Below are 17202 nucleotides of genomic sequence, written 5' to 3'. Positions count from 1 at the left end.
GCTCGCCGTGCCCACTGAGTGAGCTGGTCACGGTCGGCGTCGGTCAGGGTCACTGCAGGAGCCACGGGGTCCGGCATGAACCTAAGACTACCCAGCTAGCAAAGAAATAACGACTCACGACACTAGGACGGCGGCGCGTTCTTGGGCCCAACCCCTTAGCCAGCGAGTGCTTGGGTGAGTCGGGACTGACTCACCTGTGGTCTGGCAGACGTGCGCGTGGTGCAGCAGCCGGTCGACGGTGGCGGTAGTCGGTCCTAGGCGTGAACTCGTCGAACCAGACGGTGCAGTTTCGAGCTGGACCGCGATCGAGCGTTTCTCGTAGGCGGCGTCGACGAAGGAAGTAGAGTCCCTCGACCGCGTCGGCTCCGACTGGAAGGAGTCCGATGTCGCCGACGAGCACCAGGTCGACGCGTAGAACCCGGGCGATGGCCCTGGTGACCGCATCGTCGGAGCGATCACGGTGCAGCAGGATCCGGAGGTTTTCTAGCGGTGAACCAGGCGCTAACCGTGACGGCCTTCTCGTCGATCAACAGATGTGTCGGCACCCACCCAGCCGCCTGGTTGTGACGTCGAGGGCGGCGAACACGCTGGGCGTCGTCTCTGTGTCGCAGCGGGTGCCACGACTCGGGACCGCGACCACGTCAGCCATGCGACGTACAGACGGTCTTCACACCGTCGACGGCCGGGCCGTCGCCGAAGCCGAACTGCAGCCAATCCCCGGCTCGGTGATCCAGGGACCGGTGGACCCACGCCTGTCCCACTCGGTAGGCATTGACGGCCGCAACCGCATGGCGCGTAGTGCGGACCGGACCTTGTACCCAGCACTACAAGTTTCTTGTACAGACGGTCAAGACGCTCACGGTGTGCGCGGCGCGCGAGCCGGAGCGGTTCGCCCACGCCGCTCCTCGCGCCCGTAACGACCGCGAGGAGCGGCGGCTGCTCGCCGACGCCTACGCCCACGCCCACGCCCACGCCCGCGAGCAGGGCATCGCCCTGCTCCAGACCGACCCCGACGGCGATCAGGACACTGGCGATGCGGGCGCAGGCCAGTACCCGGGCACGCGGGCGTTGACCGAGCTGCGACCGCGGATCGAGGACCCCTTCCACACCCGGCTGACCGCGGGGGTCGGGCGCAGCCGTCGGGAGTCCGCCGCGACCCAGCGACGGGCACCGCGGACCGCATTCCGGCAAGCCCCATGGAGCGTCCCGCGCCTGCGCAGAGCCGGCTGATCCGCGCGCCGATCGGGTCACCGCGGCGATCTGGTGCTCCTGCCCGCATCCGGGCAGGCGATCCACTCGCCCACGTCGTGACGACCGCGGCGCATCGGTGGTGAAACGCTGGTCGCAGACGTCGCCGACGTCGAGGATCGTGCCCGGGCTCAGGACGAGCGGGACACCCTCGAGGCTGGGGACGACGGTCTGGTCGGCCATCGGATGCCCCTTCGCTGTGGAGTTGTACTGGAACTGCGGCTCGTCCCAGCACGGGCCGCCCGGGGTCCCGCAGGGACCGGCGGGGGTCCCGGCTCGCCGGACCGGGTGTGATCGCGCCAGCGACCCCGCAGGGGCTCGTCTCACCCGTATCGGTGCGCGCGTGGGTTCATCGCCGGCTCGCCCCGGGCGGGGTGTGCTGCCTTCGGGCGGTTCCAGCGCGGCTCACGCGAACGCACCTCGGGTGGTGCCCAGTGCGGACTACCTGATGACGTCCACCGAGATGTGGCTGTCGGGGCGGACGTGGCGGCAGGACACCGCACCTGCGGCTTCTCCATGCGCCGCGGGGGAGGTCGTCCTGTCGGGGCTCGGGCCGGTGGGCTGGTGTGCCGGTGACGCCTTCTGAGGATCCGGATGCCTGGGCGCATGAAGCGTTCGCGCTGGACGGCCCGCATGCTCCGGAGGGCGCCGCCGCGGCTGCGGCAGCCGTGGCGGAGTTGGCGCGCTACCTGACCCGGGCATTCCGACGCGCACCGAGCGGCCGCAGATCCACCGAGACCTACGCGGCAGCGGGTCAGCACCGGTCCGCGCTGCTAAAGTGGCGCAAGAATGCCGTCGTGGCACAGATGTGTCAAGAAGGGTCGGGGCGAGGTGACGAGTCGGGACGGACAGAAGCGGCGGACCCGCCGCGCTCTTGTCGAGGCGGCAGGCCGGCTGCTCGCAGAAGGAGCGCACCCGTCCGTGGCCGAGGTCGCCGACGCCGCAGAGATCTCCCGACGGACCGCGTACCGCTACTTCCCGAGCGCCGAGCAACTCGTCGTCGAAGCCGCTCTGGAGGCGACGCGCCACGGCATGGAGCTCTCGATCGACGCCGGCGGGCCGGACGAGCCGGTGACGGCGCGGATGGATCGGCTGGTCGTCGCGCTGCACGCCATGACCGGCGAGAACGAGAAGCTGCTGCGGCAGATCATCCGCTACACCGTGACTCGCGACCCGATCGAGCCGGGCGTCCCACCCCGACCGTCCCGGCGACTGGAGTACGTCGAGCGGGCCGTCGCCCCGTTGGAGGGCCGAATCGATGACGCCGCGCTCGCGCGCCTGACCCACGGGCTCGCCGCGGTGATCGGCATCGAGTCGACGATCGTCCTGCGCGACATCTGCGGCCTCGGGCCGGATGAGGTCCTCGAGGTACAACGCTGGTCCGCTCAGGCGCTCATCACCGCGGGCACGTCACAGCCGAAGGACAACCCCGTTGCGTGATGGTCCTTGGGGGTCGCGCTGTGGCACCGCGGTGCCGAGCTCTGCGGCGATCTCGGCCCGCACGCTGTAGTTCGACGCGTGCTGACCGGGTAGATCGCGCACGCCAGCGAATGCCACTCCCGCAGCCAGCTGTTCATGGTCACCATCAGCTCCCTCAAGGACCGGATCGACATTCGTACGTGTGCCCCTTGACCTGGGCAATAGCCGCCGACATAGAACCACGAGATCAATCCCCCGCACGCGATCTCCAGCGCTGCGTGCGCCTGCTGCTCTCCATCCCGCCGACTTCCGGCGAGCGATCGTGTGCGAGACCTCGAACTGCGACCCGACCATGTCGCGGCGGCGACGGCAGGAGCAGAACGTGACCGCACCGCACGATCCTGGGCGATCGCGTGATCGGCCCTCAGCCCGATGACCTCTGAGTCCGACGATCCCTCAGTTCGACCGATGGGCGAACCCTTCTGGCCGATCTCCTCAGCAAGCAGCACGCCGGCGGACGGATCGACGCCGTCGAACGCAACGGTCCGTCCGGGGAACTCACCATTGCCCCCCCGCGAGACGGAGGTGCTACGGATTCTGGTCCGCGGCCGGACGAACCGGGAGATCGCCGCCGCGCTCGGCATCAGTGTCACGACCGCGAACTTCCACGTCGTGAGCCTGATCAGGAAGTCACCGCGCTCAACCGCACCGAGCTGACCTATCTGGCCGCCAAGCGTGGTCTTGTGTGAACTGAGCCAGCGGTCTCGACCGTATCCACGTCCGTGGCGTCGGACGATGTCAACGGCGCGTCGATGCGGTCCCGTGACCAGGCAGGCACACGACCGCATCAGCGTCGGCCACGCGAGGCGCGGGCTCGGCGGCGGACGCAGGTGACCCCCGGCCGGGCCCGACGGCGAGCCCGGCGCTCAGTTGCTCGAGACCTGAGGAAGCGCGTACTGCGTGACGACCTCCCAGGGCGGCGGCGCTAGCCGAGCTCCACTCGGACCGGGCTCAGCGGATGTCACCGATGCGCACCGCAGGGTCGATCCGGATGTCCACGAGGAGAGGCAAACGCCCGTCGCCGACGTGCTCGCCGACGGCGTCGAAATCGGTCACCCGCCGGACCGTGAGGCCGTGACCGCCCATCGCCCGCGCGAGGTCGCCGAAGTCCGGCCATCGGATCAGGGACAGGGTCGGGTCCACGCCGAAGTCCTCGAGCCGGTCCCACTCGGCGCCGTAGCAGCCGTCGTTGACGACGGCGAGGACGAGCGGAAGCTGCTCACGTACGGCGGTCGAGAATTCCAGCAGGCCCATCATCCCGCCGCCGTCGCCCACGATCCCCAGCGTCGTCCGGCCGCCGCCGGCCACCGCGGCCCCGACCGCGCCGGCAACGCCGAGCCCGATGGACCCGAAGGCGCCGGTGTGGGTGAATCGCAGCGGCTCCGCGACGTGGACGTGCTGCCAGGTGGCCAACACGTACCGGCCCACGTCGGTCACCACTGTGCGGTCGGCCGGCAGGACCTCGTCGAGCGCGATCATGGCCGTGCGCACGTCGATCGTGTCCTCGGTGGAGACGTCGATGTACCCCGCTCGCGACTCCCGCGCGGCGAGCCGGTCGCGGAGCGTGGCCGACCGGAAGCCGGACGGCGCGTGGTCTGCCTCGCGCAGCAGGGCGGTCATCGACCTGGCCACGACGGCGGCGTCCCCGACGACCCCGGCGGTGATCGGCGCGCCCCGGCCCAGCCGGGCGGGGTCGGCGTCCACCTGCACGAGCGCACGGCCCTCGCCGAGCGATCCGTGGGCGGTGGTGTAGCGGTTGAGCCCGGCGCCGAAGGCGATCACGCAGTCCGCCGCCGCGACGGTCTCGATCGCCACGTCGTGCGCGACCGTGCCGACGACTCCGAGATCGAAGGGCTCGCCCCTGAAGAGGTCCCGGCCGAGCAGCGTCGTCGCGACGGGAGCCCCGAGAACCTCGGCCAGCTCCAGCAGGGCCGCTCGTGCCCCGGACCGCGCCGCCCCGCGCCCGGCCAGCACGACCGGCCGCCGTGCGGCGGCCAGCACGCCGAGCGCCGTGTCGACGGCGTCCTCGTCCGGGCGCACGGCCTGCGGCGCGCCCAGCCTGCGGGCAGGCGGGCCTGGTGCGGCCGCCTCTCGGTGCAGCTCGTAGGGCATGTCGAGGAGCACCGGGCCGCGCACCGCCAGCGCCTCCTGCAGCGCCGCGGCCACCTCGTCGGCCGTGTGGTCCGGGTGCAGGATCCGGCGCACCCGGGCCCCGGCGGGCGCAGCGATCCCTGCGATGTCGACCTGCTGCAGGTAACCAGGGATCGCCGGAGTGTCCCCGGTGACGATCACCAGCGGGGTCCGCGCGCGAGCGGCCTCGACGATCGCGGTGAGCGCGTTCGTGATGCCCGGCCCGTGGGTCACCGTCGCGACGCCCACGGCGTCCCGCACGCGAGCGTGTACGTCCGCCATCTGCACCGCGCCACGCTCGTCGACGGCCCCCACGTACCGGCCGCCCGCAGCCAGGAAGTCCGCAACGACCAGCATGTTCGCGTCGCCCAGCACCCCGAAGACGGTGTCGACGTCAAGCGCCCGGAGCGTCGCCGCGACAACCCCGTGGACCGTGTGGTCGCTCATACTGCCCGCACCCGGACCGGCAGTACGGAGAAGCCGCGCAGAACGATGTTGCACGTCCGCGTGCCGGGGGCCGTCCGCTCGATCGCGGTGGTGCGCTCCCGCAGAACCTCCCAGGAGATCGCCGTCTCCAAGCGCGCCAGCGCGGCACCGAGGCAGTGGTGGATGCCGGTGCCGAAACCGAGGTGCGGGAGCTTGCGGCGCTCGATGTCGAAGGTGTCCCCGTCGGGCCAGCGGGCCTCGTCGCGGTTCGCCGCTCCGGTCAGCAGCAGGACCATCGCGTCGGCGGGCAGTTCGACGTCACCGACGACCGCACCCGGGTTGGCCAGCCGCACTACTCCCTGCACCGCGGACTCGTAACGCAGAATCTCCTCGACGACCGGCGTGACGTCGGCGATCGCACGCGCCTTGGCGTACTGGGCGGGATGGTCGAAGAAGGCGTTGAAGAGGTTGCCGAGCAGGTTCGTAGTGGTTTCGTTGCCCGCGGAGAGCAGCAGCGAGCAGAAGTTGAACAGGTCCCACTCGGTGAGCGGGACGGCGAGCTCAGCGTTCCCCTGGATGATCAGGCTGATCAGGTCGTCGCCGGGAGTCCGGCTGCGCTCGCGGATGATCTCACCGAAGTACTCCATCATCCGCTTCAGCTCGATCTGCTCGGGCTCCGTGTCACCCTCGCCGGAGAGCCGCTTGATGAGGATGTCCGACCAGACCTTGAAGTCCGCTTTGCGTTCGGCGGGAATGCCGAGGATGTCCGCGATGACGCGCACCGGGAGCGGATGGTTGAAAGCCTCGACCAGGTCGACCTCGCCGCCTTCGCGGCGGTCGAACAGCTCGTCGGCCAGCTGCTCGCAGATCCGGCGGATCAGGTTCGCGTACCCGTCCACGGCCTTCTTCGTGAACATCGGCGCGGCCAGGCGACGCAGTGGCACGTGATCGGGCGGATCCATGGTGATCAGGCTGCGGGGCTGCGCGGCCGCGAGCGCACGCACGTCCGGCCGCTCCCCCGGGCGCGCGCTCACCACCCCGCCGAACAGCGCCCAGAGCGCCTTCGAGGACAACGTCGCGGGGCTGCGGATGGCGGCGTCGACGTGCTCGTAGCGGGAGACGACCCACAGGTCGTCCGACTCGACATACTGCGCGGCCGGCCCGCGGCGCAGTTCGGCGTAATGGCCGAACGGATCGGCCAGGACGTCCGGATCGGTCGGGCTGTACGCGACACCCTGCATAGGGTCTCCACTCCTCGGAGGCGCCCTGGGCGCCCAGTATACCTATGTGGACAGGTCCATCTCGATGGCATGTTCGGGGCAGCTGTAGACAGCCGACCGGGCGACCTCCTCGAGCCCTGCCGGCACGACGTCATACTCGGCATAGGCCCGGTCCTCGTCGTCGAACAGGAAGACCTCCGGCGCGTTGCCGGCGCACACCCCGTGCCCTCGACAGAGCTCCCGGTTCACGTGGACTCTCATGACTCACCCTCCTACACTGAGCACCCAGTATACCTGGCGACCCTCAGCCGGTCGAGGCACGCAAGCCGTTCCATACCAGCTCGAAGAGCGTCTCGCCGACCTTGCCGGCGCTCAGCCGGGCGCCATCCACGTACCAGTGGTGCATGAAGTTCAGCATTCCCATGACGGCGATGGCGGCGACGTCCGTGCGCGCGTCGCCTGCCTCCACGCCCACCGCCCGGCGGACGGCGAGGGCGAAACCCGCGGCGTAGGCGCGGCGCAGCTCGAGGATTCGGGCGTGGTGCGTCGGATCGAGAAAGCGCATCTCATAGCTCAGTGCGCGCAGGGCACCCATGTTGCGCGCCACCGTCTCGCAGTGCGTGACCATGATCTGTCGCAGCGCCTCGACCGGATCCGCCGTCTCCGCGCTGATCCGCTGGACGTTCCCGACGCCGTACAGGGCCAGGCGCAGGTTCACCTGGAAGAGCACCGTCTCCTTGTTCGGGATGTAGTAGTAGAGGGCGCTCTTGGTCAGCCCGGCCGCCTCGGCGAGGCCGCGGGTGCTCATGTTGTCGTAGCCCTGTTCGTACATCAGCTCGGAGGCCACGTCGAGGATCCGGGACAGCACCGGGTTACCGGCCCAGTCCAGTTCCTCCTCGCACTCCTCTGCCGGGAGGGCCTCGGCCACCCGTTCCGACGCCGGCCGGGACGGCAGCATCCGGGTCACTGCGGGCAGCCCGCCGAGTACCAGCTCGACGAGCATGTCCGCGATCTGCTCCGCCGACAGGCTGCCGCCGGGCCGGTACCACTCGTACATGTTCGCGACGGTGCCGAGCACACCCTGGGTGACGATCGGGATGTCGCAGTCGCGGAAGGTGCCGTCGGCGATGCCGCGGCTCAGGGTGTCGCGGAAGACCGACTCGTACCGGTCCCGCATCTGCATGACGCGGGCCTGGCTCGCTGCGGACAGGTGGGTGCGCTCCTCGAAGAACACCCGGATCTCGTCGAGGTTCGTCACGACGGTCCGCACGTAGTTGCGCAGCAACGCGGCGACCTGCTCGTCCGAGGGACCCTCGTGGTCGACCGCCGCCAGCACCCGGTCGAGGAACTTCTCGTGGATGGCGAGCAGCAGCGCCTCCTTGGACCCGATGTAGCGGTACAGCGTCCGCTTCGTGATCCCGGCGTCGGCGGCGATCTGGTCCGTGGTCACGCGGGCGAAGCCTCTTTCGTGGAAGAGCCGGGTCGCCACACTCAGAATCAGCTCACGGTCGACCATGGCTCTCTCCCCGCTCGCGCCCCCCGTCGTCCACCCGCCGGACCCTACGGCAGAGCAGTCGCCTGCTCTGCCCGGACCATCTCGCGCAGTTCGTGCTTGAGCTTCTTGCCCAGCGCGTTGACCGGGATCCGGTCCACGACGTGGACGGCCTTGGGGCATTTGTAGTGCGCGATCCGATCCCGACAGAAGGCGATCACCTCGTCCGCGTCGGGAACCGTGCCTTCCATCGGCACGATGAACGCGGTGACCGCCTCGCCCCAGCGCACGTCCGGGATCCCGACGACAGCGGCATCGGCCACCCCGGGATGCTCCAGCAGTGTCTGCTCCACCTCGACCGTGAAGACGTTCAGCCCGCCGGACTTGACCATGTCCTTGAGCCGGTCGACGAAGTAGAGGTAGCCGTCCACGTCCGCCCGGACCAGGTCGCCGCTGCGGAACCAGCCGTCCTCGAAGGCCGCCTTGGTATCTTCCGGGCGTCCGTAGTACTCCTTGAACACCGTGGGGCCGCGGTACTGCAGCTCCCCCACCTCTCCCGGCGCCACCTCCGCGCCGGAAGCGTCGACGATCCGCACATCCATGTACCCGTGCGGCTTGCCGAGGGTGCCGCGGCGCAACGTCAGGTCCGCCGTGCGGCGAGTCGTGATCAGCCCTGTTGCGGTCTCGGTCTGGCCGAACATGAAGTACACCTCGGCGCCGAGGTCCTCGGAGAGCCGGCGCAGCTGTTCGTCGGTGTGCTGCGCGATGCAGGTGCCCACGACCTGCAGGGAGGACAGATCGTGGGCACCGAGGTCCTCCTCGACGACCCGGTTCCACATCATCCCGATGCTGAAGGCCAGGTTGACCTGGTACCGCTCGATCGTGCGCAGCGTCTTGACCGCGTCGAAGTCGTCGAGCAGCACGAGGGTGCCGCCGTCGCCGAGCACCGGGGCGGACGAGGTGATCAGCCCGCCGATGTGGTTCAGCCCAGCGGTGACCAGGCCCCGCACCACCGGGCCGAGCCGGTCCCGGTAGCGACCCCAGACGAACCGCGCGGTGATGTCGTTGGCGGCCACCACGTTGCCCTGGGTGAGGACCACGCCCTTGGGACGTCCGGTGGTGCCGGAGGTGTAGATGATCACCCAGCCGGCATCTGCGAAATCGGCCTCGCCGCGGCCGCGGCCGTCCCCCGCCTCCTTCAGCAGGCCTTCGAAATCGTGGTCGGCGGTGCTCTTGACGTCGCCCTGCGCTGCCTGGCAGGACCACAGCGGACGGTCGACGAGGGACAGCACCTCCGCCGCGGCGTGGAGGTAGCGGGTGGAGTAGAGCAGGCCCGCGGACTGCGAGTCCTCCAGCTCGTAGGCCATCTCGCGGGGACTGAGCCTGCGGTTGACCAGCACGGCGGTGGCGCCGATCTTGGCGGCGCCATAGAGGACCTCGAGGTACTCGACACAGTTCTGCATCAGCAGGCCGAACCGGTCGCCCGGGCCCACCCCGAGCCGTTCGAGGGCATTGGCGACGCGGCGGGCGCGGGCCTCGAACTCCGCGTACGTGCGCCGCAGGCCCTGCTCGGCGTCGATCACGGCGACCCGGTTCGGGTACTCCCGCGAGACGACCTCCGAGGTCCAGCACAGGTCTTGTCGCGATCGGGGGCGCACCGTAGCGCTCACTCTCGTCCTCCGGCGTGCGTTGGCGGGACTGCAGTCACGAGTAGCGATCGAAGCCTTGAGTACACTGAGCACCCAGTATATCTAGGAGAGGAACCCTGTCAACGCGCGCCGGTCGGGCCGGCGTACCGCCCGACAAGGCCCTCGGCCTGCAGCGTCGGGAGCACCTCTGCGGCGAAGAGTCGCAGCCCGGACCAGCCGATCTCCGGGTCCGCCCCGCCGACGAGGGGATGGAACTCCAGCCGTCCGGCGGGTCCCAGCTCGCGGGCGAGGGCGAGGCACTCGGCAGGCGTGACGATCCGGTACACCCCGGTTGCCCGCAGCTCGTCGAGGTCCGCGACCGGCCGGTACTGCCGGCCCGTGCCCGCCGCCGCCAGCCATTCCCCGTACGAGCACATCTCGTGCAGCAGGTGTGGGCCGAGCCGAACCCAGTCCTTCTCCGGATCGGCCGAGACGTGCAGGAACTGGCCCCGCGGCTGCGGCGGCGCGGGTGGGCCGGGCGCACGCCCCAGCCGCGCGCACTCCTGCTCGTAGGCGGCCCGGGTGCGCAGGTGGGTGGGATCGAAGTTGTCCGCGATCAGTGCCGCGCGACGGGCGGCGACGTCGGACGAGCCACCGAGGGTGATCGGCAACGGTCCGTGCGGGCGCAGCGCCACCCGGCCCGGTCGTCCATCATGGACGAATGGCTCGCCGGTGAACGCCGCGCGCAACGTCGCGACACCCCGTTCCAGCAGTCGCCCCCGGTCCGCGGGATCGACGCCGAACATCGCGTACTCGGAGCGCACGTACCCGGCCGCGACCACCAGCTCCAGCCGCCCGCGGCTGAGCACGTCGAGTACCGCGCAGTCCTCCGCGACCCGCACCGGATCGTGCAGTGGCAGGACGAGCGCGCGGATCCGAATCCGCATCCGCCGGGTCCGCGCGGCAAGCGCGGCGGCGACGATCAGCGGCGAAGGGCAGTAGCCGTCGTCGGCCCCGTGGTGCTCCAGCACGGTGACCAGGTCGAACCCGGTCTCGTCCGCCCACGCGCACTGGTCGAGGGCAGCGTCGTAGAGGTCGGCGGGCGAGGCGCCGAAAGCAGGTGCGCGCAAGTCGTACCTGAGACCGAGCTCGGTCACGGCGCGGCCCACCAGGACAGCTCGGCCTGTCGCGCACCATCGACCAACTCGATCCGCGGGCCGTGGCTGGTGCGGTGGTAGGTGAACGTCCGCGGCTCCCCGCCGCCGTCCAGGGTGACTTCCACGGGGGCCCCGGCGGCCTCCAGCGCGCCGACGCGCTCGGCGAAGTCCTGGGCCCAGAAGCCGAGGTGGTGGACTCCTGGCACCGCGGGGCCGTCGCCGGGCCACCACGGCGAGCCCGGCGGCGCCTCGATGAGCTCGATCGCCGGTCCGCGCACCGGGCTGCGCGAATACGTGAACCGGAACCGGCAGTCGGCGGGGCCCTCCTCCGTCCGCAGCTGCAGCGACTCCGTCCGCGGGCGGGCGAAGTCCAGACCCAGCAGCCGGCCGAGCTCGTCGGCCGCCGCGTCGAGGTCCGCTACCACGATCCCGACGTGGTAGAAGTCCACGAAGGTCATCGAGCCACCGGCAGCCGCAGGTGCGGCGCGATCAGCCGCGGCGACCAGTCCAGACCTTCGTCGACGTGCACGGTTACCCGCCCGTCCGCAATCCCGTCCAGCTCGGCCACGATCCGGTCCCGCAGATGCGTCATGAGGTAGCAGGCGGGCGAGGTGAGCCGCAGGAACACCTCGACACCGCCCCCGTCCCCGCCGACGAGCTCGATCCGCTCGACGAGTCCCATGTCGGCCAGTCCCATCGGCCGCCCCGCCGCGACGCTGCAGGGATCGAGCACCGCGTTGAGTCGCTGCCTGATCTCGGCCTCGCGCTCCTCAGACATGCTCGGCCTGCCACTTCGCCACGGCCTCCGCGGCGGCGATCGTGGTGTACGGCTCCGGCAGCGTGCCGCGCTGGTCGGCGGCGAACTCGTCGTCGGCGATCGCGGCGCGGGCCGAGTCCAGGTCCAGGCCGTGGACGCGGGCGTAGTTGCCGCCCAGGATGTTCGCCTTGTCCTGGGGGCGCAGCTGGCGTATCGGGCCGAACAGCCCGGCGTCGTCGAGCATGTCCTCCGGGATCGTGAAGTCGGCGAAGGCTTCCAGAGCGGGGCGCGGGTGGTAGAGCGTGGTCCCCGAGCCCCAGAAGAGCCGCCGGAACAGCCGGTGCCCGCCGATCCGGACGAGCCCGAGCAGGATCTCCGCGAACGCCCGGGGCCGGCGCTCGAGGATGATGTTCTGGATCTCCATGTTCACGTAGACGTTCTCGAAGCGGGACAGCAGCCAGGCCGTCTCGTCGAGGAATGCCATGCCGCCGTGGACGATCTCGAAGGTCAGCTCCGGGAAGGCCGCAGCTGCGCCCTCGATGTCGCCGGGGTTGTAGGAGTCCTTCACCGGCACCGGGCCGATCGGCACGGCCTTGTGCACCGCGATGTGTCGGATGCCCAGCTCGGCGGCCTTCTCGTAGACGGGGAAGACGACCTGCGGATCGTCCATCCGCCAGAGCGTGATCTCCCCGGTCGCCCAGCTGTTCGGGTAGAGCTTGAGCCCCATCGGCTTCAAGAGGTCGACCTGGCGCTCCAGCTCGGTCAGGGCGCGGCGGCCCAGCATGGGGTCCACCGCGGCGTACGCACCGAGGAACCGCTGCGGCCACCGCTCGCAAGCAGCCGCCGCCTTCTCCACCGAGACGAGCCCGTCATGGAAGGCCGAGATCGGCAGCGGGTGCATGATCGCCGCATCCGTCGGGCTCTCCCGGAACAACAGGTTTGCGGTGTCCTCGATGGACCAGTCGCCCAGGTAGATCCCGGCGGGCAACCGGTAGCGCGAGTCCGGGGGGTTGCGCGCCATGAAGTACGACAGCTCGGCGATGATCTTTGCGTGCTCCGGCACCGCATAGTTGGCGGTGTCGAAGTTGTAGGCGTGCGTGACGGCATCGAGCACGAACATGTCTCCGAGCACGGGGCTCTCCGTTCCGTTCCAGCCGGTCAGGGCGCCGGGTAGGCGCTCGCCGAGTCGGTGATCGTTGCGAACAGGGGCAAGGTCTTCTCGATCGCGAAGCGGTGCAGCTCCGCGGTGTGGGCGGCGCAGAGGTCCTCGACCACGGCGGCGGCGTAGCCGGCATCCCCCGCGTGCCGGGCGGCGGACTCGACGACGAACGTCGTGGCGACCCCACCGATCAGCAGGGTGTCCACACCGGACCGACGCAGCCGCTCGTCGAGCCCGGTTCCGGCGAACGGGCTGATCCCGCCCTTGGTCACCACGAGCTCGCCCGGCGCGGGCGCGGCCTCGGGGCAGAACGCCACCCCGGGCGTCCCCTCAGCCAGCACCCCGCGCTCCTCGAACGCGGCGAACCCGGGGCTCCGGTTCACCCGGCGCAGGCCCTCGGCGTCGAAGGCCAGCCGGGCGTGGACGATCAGGTCGTCGGTCCGTCGGGCCCGCTCCAGCACCTGGGCGACCCTGGGGAGCAGGCCGCGCACCCTGGTCTGCTCCGCCGCCCCCGACGGGCCGCCCAGCGCGCCACCGGGCCCGCACACGGCGACCTGGAAATCGCACAGCAGCAGCGCGCGCCGGCTCACGAGACGGCTCCGACGACGACACCCGGTCCGGCCTCTGCCGCCAGCCGCTCCCGGTCGTCCGGGTGTGCGATCTGCACGATCCGCAGGGCACGCTCGGCCGCGGTCGCGCCGCGGAGCACCGCGGTGCCGAACTCCGTCACGACATGGGTGACCGCCGTGCCCGGCAGCTGTGGGTGCGCGGCGCGGGTGACGATCTTGCTGCGCCCCTTGGCGTCCCTGGCCTCCAGGGCGATCACCGAGCCCGACCGCAGCGCGCCCGCCGTCGCGTAGTCTGCCAGGCCGCCGCCGCCGAACATCGCGTCGTCCGAGGGGCAGTCCACCTGGCCGAGCAGGTCGATCCGGCCCGCCGAGTTGACTGTGGTGAACCGCGCGAACCCGGCGAGGTGCGCGGCGTCGTGGGCGTCTCCGGAGGGCACGAGGCGGACCCGCGGGTTGTCGTCGAGCCAGCGGAGGAACCCGGCCGAGCCGCGGGCCGCGGTACCGACCACGCATGCCCCCGGCGCGCAGGGCAGCTCCCCTGCGACGACGCCGGACTCCACGAGCTCGCACACGTCGTCGGTGAGCAGGCCGGTATGGATCCGTAGCGAGCCCGGTTCCCGGCGGGCGAGGGCCGTGGCCACACCGGCCAGCCCACGGCCGACGCCCAGTTCCAGCACCGCGCCGTCCGGGATCAGCGCCGCGACCTGCCGACCGATCTCCGCCTGGGCCTCGGTCGGCGCCGTCGGGTCCTCGGTGCCCGGTTGCTGGTCGGTGTCGACGACCAGCGCGCACTCCGACTCGGAGATCCATTCGTCGGCGGCGACGCCCGGTAGTGCGGCGTTGCACTCCAGGGCCCGGAAGCGGGCCACCCGGGCCGCGGTGGCCGCGACGTCGAGGGACAGGCCCGGGCTGATCCGGCCGCCCGCCGCGCGGGTCCCGGCGACCAGCAGGCCGTCGAGCGAGAAGTGGCCGTCGGCAATCATCCGGTCGATCCCGGCCATGGACGCCGGGAACAGCTCGGCGTCACCCGCCCGGACCGCGGCCATCCCGCGCGGCCCGGCGGCGAGGAACCGCACCCGGTGGCCACGAGTGCGCCCGACCGCCGCCAGGTCCTCGTCCCCGCCCACCGCAACCTGCACGATCTCCACGCCGATGCGCATCGGCAGCACGTGCTCGATCAGCGCCCGAATCAGTGTCCGCGGCTCGCCCGCCCCGGTCCCGACCAGAAGCCGGTCCCCGTTCCGGACGAGCGCCGCGAGCCGCGCTCCGATGTCCCCGGGGGTCATCGGAGCAGGCCGAACTGGTCGAGCGGCTGATCGTCCCGGGTGTCGAGGACGACGTTCTTCAGCTCCGTGTAGTGGGTGATCGCCGAGTCGCCGTTCTCCCGGCCGAGCCCGCTCTGCTTGAACCCGCCCATCGGCGCCTCGGTGAAGTTCCAGCCGTAGGTGTTCACCCAGACCGTGCCCGCCCTGATCCGGCGGGTCACGCGCAGGGCACGGCGGCCGTCTCGCGTCCAGATCCCGGCGGCGAGACCGTAGGAGGTGTCGTTGGCGATCCCGACGGCCTCGTCCTCGTCGTCGAAGGGCAGGACGACGCCGACCGGCCCGAAGATCTCCTCCTGGCTCACCGGCAGCTCGTGTCCGGCCCCGGTGATCAGCCCCGGGGACATGAAGTTCCCACCGGCGAGCGGCTCGTCGAGCAGCCGGTCGGCCCCGTGCACGGTGGCCCCGGCCTCGGTCGCGGACCGCACGTACCCCTGCACCTTGTCCAGCTGCGGGGCCGAGACGATCGGCCCGATCTGGGCGTTCGGATCGAGGCCCGGGCCCACCCGCAGGGTCGCGATCGCGGCCAGCGCCCGATCCACGAACTCCTCGTAACGCGGGCGCTGGACGAGGATCCGGGAGCCCGCGATGCACGTCTGCCCACAGTTGCGCATCAGCGCCGTGACCGCGCCGGCGACCGCCTCCCCCATGTCGACGTCGTCGAAGAACACGGTGGGCGATTTACCCCCGAGCTCCAGGGTCACGCGGGCGATGCGCTCCGCGGCCGAGGCCATGATCCGCCGTCCGGTCGCGGTGGAGCCGGTGAACGAGACCTTGTCGACGTGCGGATGCCCGACCAGCGCGGCCCCCACGTCACCGGCGCCGCAGACGACGTTGACCACGCCGGGCGGGATCCCCGCCTCCTCGGTCAGCCGGGCCAGGGCGAGCGCGCTCAGTGGCGTCAGCTCGGACGGCTTGATCACCACGGTGTTCCCGAGGGCGATCGCGGGCGCCATCTTCCAGACGGCCTGGATGAGCGGCCCGTTCCACGGCAGGACCAGGGCGCACACCCCCACCGGCTCGCGGACGGTGAAGTCGAGGTAGCGGCCGCTGACGGGGATCGTCTGGCCGTAGGCCCGCTGGGGCAGGCCGGCGGCGTACTCGGCGGTCGTGGCGCAGCGCTTCACCATCGCCACGGCCTCGCGGAGCAGCATCCCGTTGCAGCGGGTGTCGAGCAGGGCCAGTTCGTCGGTGTGCCGGCGCAGCCCGTCGGCCAGCCGTAGCAGGGCCGCGCCCCTGGCCTGCGGCGACATCCGTGGCCACGGCCCGGACCCGAAGGCGCGGACGGCAGCGGCCACCGCCGCGTCGAGCTCGTCGGGGCCGGCCACTGCGACCCGCCCGATCGGACTCCCGTCGGCGGGATCGGTCAGCTCGAGCCGGTCACGGGAGTCGTGCCAGTCTCCATCGATCCAGGCCTTCCAGGCTCCGTCGGATGCGCGGGCCTCGTCCGGGAGCACTTCGAGTGGGGCGAGCGGGCTGGTCACCGGGTGGACTCCGCGCGGACCGGGAGCCGAACTGACGCCCAACCCTTGGCCGTGACGTCGCCGCGCTGGTTCACGATCCGCACGGACAGCCGGACCCGGCCGTGGCCGTCGTCGCCCACGGGACTGACCTCCTCGACCTCGCCGTGGCCACGGCTCAGGTCGCCGATCAGGTTGAACCCGCGGATCTCTACATAGAGCTGCTCGAGGAAGCCGTGGTCACCGATCCAGTTGGTGACCAGGGTGGACAGCCAGGAGATCCGCTCGGGGCCGTAGTCATAGGCCTCCGGCACCCCGGCGATGCGGGCGAGCTGGGAGTCCCAGTGCACGGCTTCCGGCGGCTCCGGGATTCCGTAGGCGTTCGGGATGCCGATGGCCGGGTGGTCGCGAACGTAGTCGAACCAGGCGCCATGGGCGCGGACGAACAGCCCACCCCACGCCTGCTCGAAGGCGACTGCGATGGTCGCTGTGTAGGGGCCGCGGACGACGGTGGGCAGTTCGTCGCCGACCTTGACGTCGTCCCAGTAGCGGGGCTCGGCGCCGGTCAGTCGTTCCTGGGTGTACTCGTCGGCGATCGCGGCAATGTCCTCGGCCGTGTAGTGCGCGAGCCGGGTGTCGCCGTACTTGTTGCGCTTGCGCGCGGTCTGCCGCTCGGTCCGCATTCCCCAGCCCTGGACCTGCGCAAAGGGCTCCGGGTCGGTGTCGGTTCGGAAGGTCGTCGTCGAGAGCTGCTTGAACATGCGGCCGGCAAACCGGCCGTTGAGCTCGATGAGATCGGTGAACCGGGTCTCCGCCCTCACCCGGGATCCGATCGGCAACGGCCGGTACCACGTCCAGTGCGAGCCGCCGAACATCGAGTGCACGCCGGGGAGTCCGCCGCGGTACCCGATCGACAACCGGCTGAACGCGTACGGCAGACACGGCGGCGCGACGATCCCACCTTGCGGGCCCGCCCCGGCGTACTCCGGGTCGGTGTAGAGCGGGTTTCGGTCGCCGGTTGCCGCCGCCCAGCGACGGATCGCGTCCCGGTTCGCCTCGGTCACGTAAGGCGGCTCCGACACCTCCACCCGCTGCCCGAGCTTGGCACGCAGCCGCTCGACCTCCGCATCGGTGATCACTCCGGACGTTCCCATG

General features: G+C 71.1%; 17 protein-coding genes. 4 read left to right on the top strand and 13 right to left on the bottom strand.

Annotated elements, in window-relative coordinates:
* Positions 1 to 798: 798 nt before the first annotated feature.
* The 4 genes from AB7F12_RS17785 to AB7F12_RS17770 all read left to right on the top strand — a co-directional run bounded on the left by AB7F12_RS17785 (position 799) and on the right by AB7F12_RS17770 (position 3384).
* Positions 799 to 1230, top strand: coding sequence for a hypothetical protein (locus AB7F12_RS17785; RefSeq protein WP_428516633.1), 432 nt, complete (start codon positions 799 to 801; stop codon positions 1228 to 1230).
* Between the two features lie 466 nt (positions 1231 to 1696).
* Positions 1697 to 1834 carry a hypothetical protein gene (locus tag AB7F12_RS17780; protein ID WP_428516635.1) on the top strand — a complete coding sequence of 46 codons (138 nt, stop codon included), beginning with the start codon at positions 1697 to 1699 and terminating at the stop codon, positions 1832 to 1834.
* Between the two features lie 203 nt (positions 1835 to 2037).
* Complete coding sequence (locus AB7F12_RS17775) at positions 2038 to 2688, top strand: TetR/AcrR family transcriptional regulator (protein ID WP_428516637.1); 651 nt, start codon at positions 2038 to 2040, stop codon at positions 2686 to 2688.
* Between the two features lie 411 nt (positions 2689 to 3099).
* Entirely contained in the window at positions 3100 to 3384 is a 285-nt protein-coding gene (locus AB7F12_RS17770) for a response regulator transcription factor (protein WP_428498719.1), read from the top strand.
* Between the two features lie 294 nt (positions 3385 to 3678).
* On the opposite strand, the gene AB7F12_RS17765 is transcribed toward AB7F12_RS17770, so the two are convergent.
* The 13 genes from AB7F12_RS17765 to AB7F12_RS17705 all read right to left on the bottom strand — a co-directional run bounded on the left by AB7F12_RS17765 (position 3679) and on the right by AB7F12_RS17705 (position 17201).
* On the bottom strand, positions 3679 to 5304 hold the full coding sequence (locus AB7F12_RS17765; protein ID WP_428498718.1) for a thiamine pyrophosphate-binding protein: 1626 nt from the start codon (positions 5302 to 5304) through the stop codon (positions 3679 to 3681).
* Positions 5301 to 6524, bottom strand: a complete 1224-nt coding sequence (locus AB7F12_RS17760; protein ID WP_428498717.1) for a cytochrome P450 — start codon at positions 6522 to 6524, stop codon at positions 5301 to 5303. Before AB7F12_RS17760 ends, AB7F12_RS17765 begins: the two co-directional genes overlap by 4 nt.
* Before the next feature lie 42 nt (positions 6525 to 6566).
* Entirely contained in the window at positions 6567 to 6764 is a 198-nt protein-coding gene (locus AB7F12_RS17755; RefSeq protein ID WP_428498716.1) for a ferredoxin, read from the bottom strand.
* A gap of 43 nt (positions 6765 to 6807) precedes the next feature.
* Positions 6808 to 8019 (bottom strand): TetR family transcriptional regulator, encoded by a 1212-nt coding sequence (locus AB7F12_RS17750; protein ID WP_428498715.1) that lies wholly within the window; start codon positions 8017 to 8019, stop codon positions 6808 to 6810.
* Positions 8020 to 8063: 44 nt separating this feature from the next.
* On the bottom strand, positions 8064 to 9665 hold the full coding sequence (locus AB7F12_RS17745) for a class I adenylate-forming enzyme family protein (RefSeq protein WP_428498714.1): 1602 nt from the start codon (positions 9663 to 9665) through the stop codon (positions 8064 to 8066).
* A gap of 98 nt (positions 9666 to 9763) precedes the next feature.
* Entirely contained in the window at positions 9764 to 10753 is a 990-nt protein-coding gene (locus AB7F12_RS17740) for an LLM class flavin-dependent oxidoreductase (RefSeq protein WP_428498713.1), read from the bottom strand.
* A 23-nt stretch (positions 10754 to 10776) separates the two neighbouring features.
* Positions 10777 to 11238, bottom strand: coding sequence for a VOC family protein (locus AB7F12_RS17735; RefSeq protein ID WP_428498712.1), 462 nt, complete (start codon positions 11236 to 11238; stop codon positions 10777 to 10779).
* Positions 11235 to 11558, bottom strand: coding sequence for an iron-sulfur cluster assembly protein (locus tag AB7F12_RS17730; RefSeq protein WP_428498711.1), 324 nt, complete (start codon positions 11556 to 11558; stop codon positions 11235 to 11237). The genes AB7F12_RS17735 and AB7F12_RS17730 overlap by 4 nt, the downstream gene beginning before the upstream one ends.
* Positions 11551 to 12669 carry an amidohydrolase family protein gene (locus tag AB7F12_RS17725; RefSeq protein WP_428498709.1) on the bottom strand — a complete coding sequence of 373 codons (1119 nt, stop codon included), beginning with the start codon at positions 12667 to 12669 and terminating at the stop codon, positions 11551 to 11553. Before AB7F12_RS17725 ends, AB7F12_RS17730 begins: the two co-directional genes overlap by 8 nt.
* Positions 12670 to 12695: 26 nt before the next feature.
* Entirely contained in the window at positions 12696 to 13286 is a 591-nt protein-coding gene (locus tag AB7F12_RS17720) for a cysteine hydrolase family protein (RefSeq protein ID WP_428498708.1), read from the bottom strand.
* The gene (locus AB7F12_RS17715; protein WP_428498707.1) at positions 13283 to 14551 is read right to left on the bottom strand and encodes an acetyl-CoA hydrolase/transferase C-terminal domain-containing protein; all 1269 of its coding nucleotides are present in this window, start codon (positions 14549 to 14551) and stop codon (positions 13283 to 13285) included. The genes AB7F12_RS17720 and AB7F12_RS17715 overlap by 4 nt, the downstream gene beginning before the upstream one ends.
* Complete coding sequence (locus tag AB7F12_RS17710) at positions 14548 to 16071, bottom strand: aldehyde dehydrogenase family protein (protein WP_428498706.1); 1524 nt, start codon at positions 16069 to 16071, stop codon at positions 14548 to 14550. Before AB7F12_RS17710 ends, AB7F12_RS17715 begins: the two co-directional genes overlap by 4 nt.
* Complete coding sequence (locus AB7F12_RS17705; protein WP_428498705.1) at positions 16068 to 17201, bottom strand: FAS1-like dehydratase domain-containing protein; 1134 nt, start codon at positions 17199 to 17201, stop codon at positions 16068 to 16070. The genes AB7F12_RS17710 and AB7F12_RS17705 overlap by 4 nt, the downstream gene beginning before the upstream one ends.
* Between the last annotated feature and the right edge of the window lies 1 nt (position 17202).

The organism is Pseudonocardia sp. (genome assembly GCF_050250275.1).
Classification (GTDB): Bacteria; Actinomycetota; Actinomycetes; order Mycobacteriales; family Pseudonocardiaceae; genus Pseudonocardia.
This window is presented reverse-complemented; position numbering and strand designations above follow the sequence as displayed.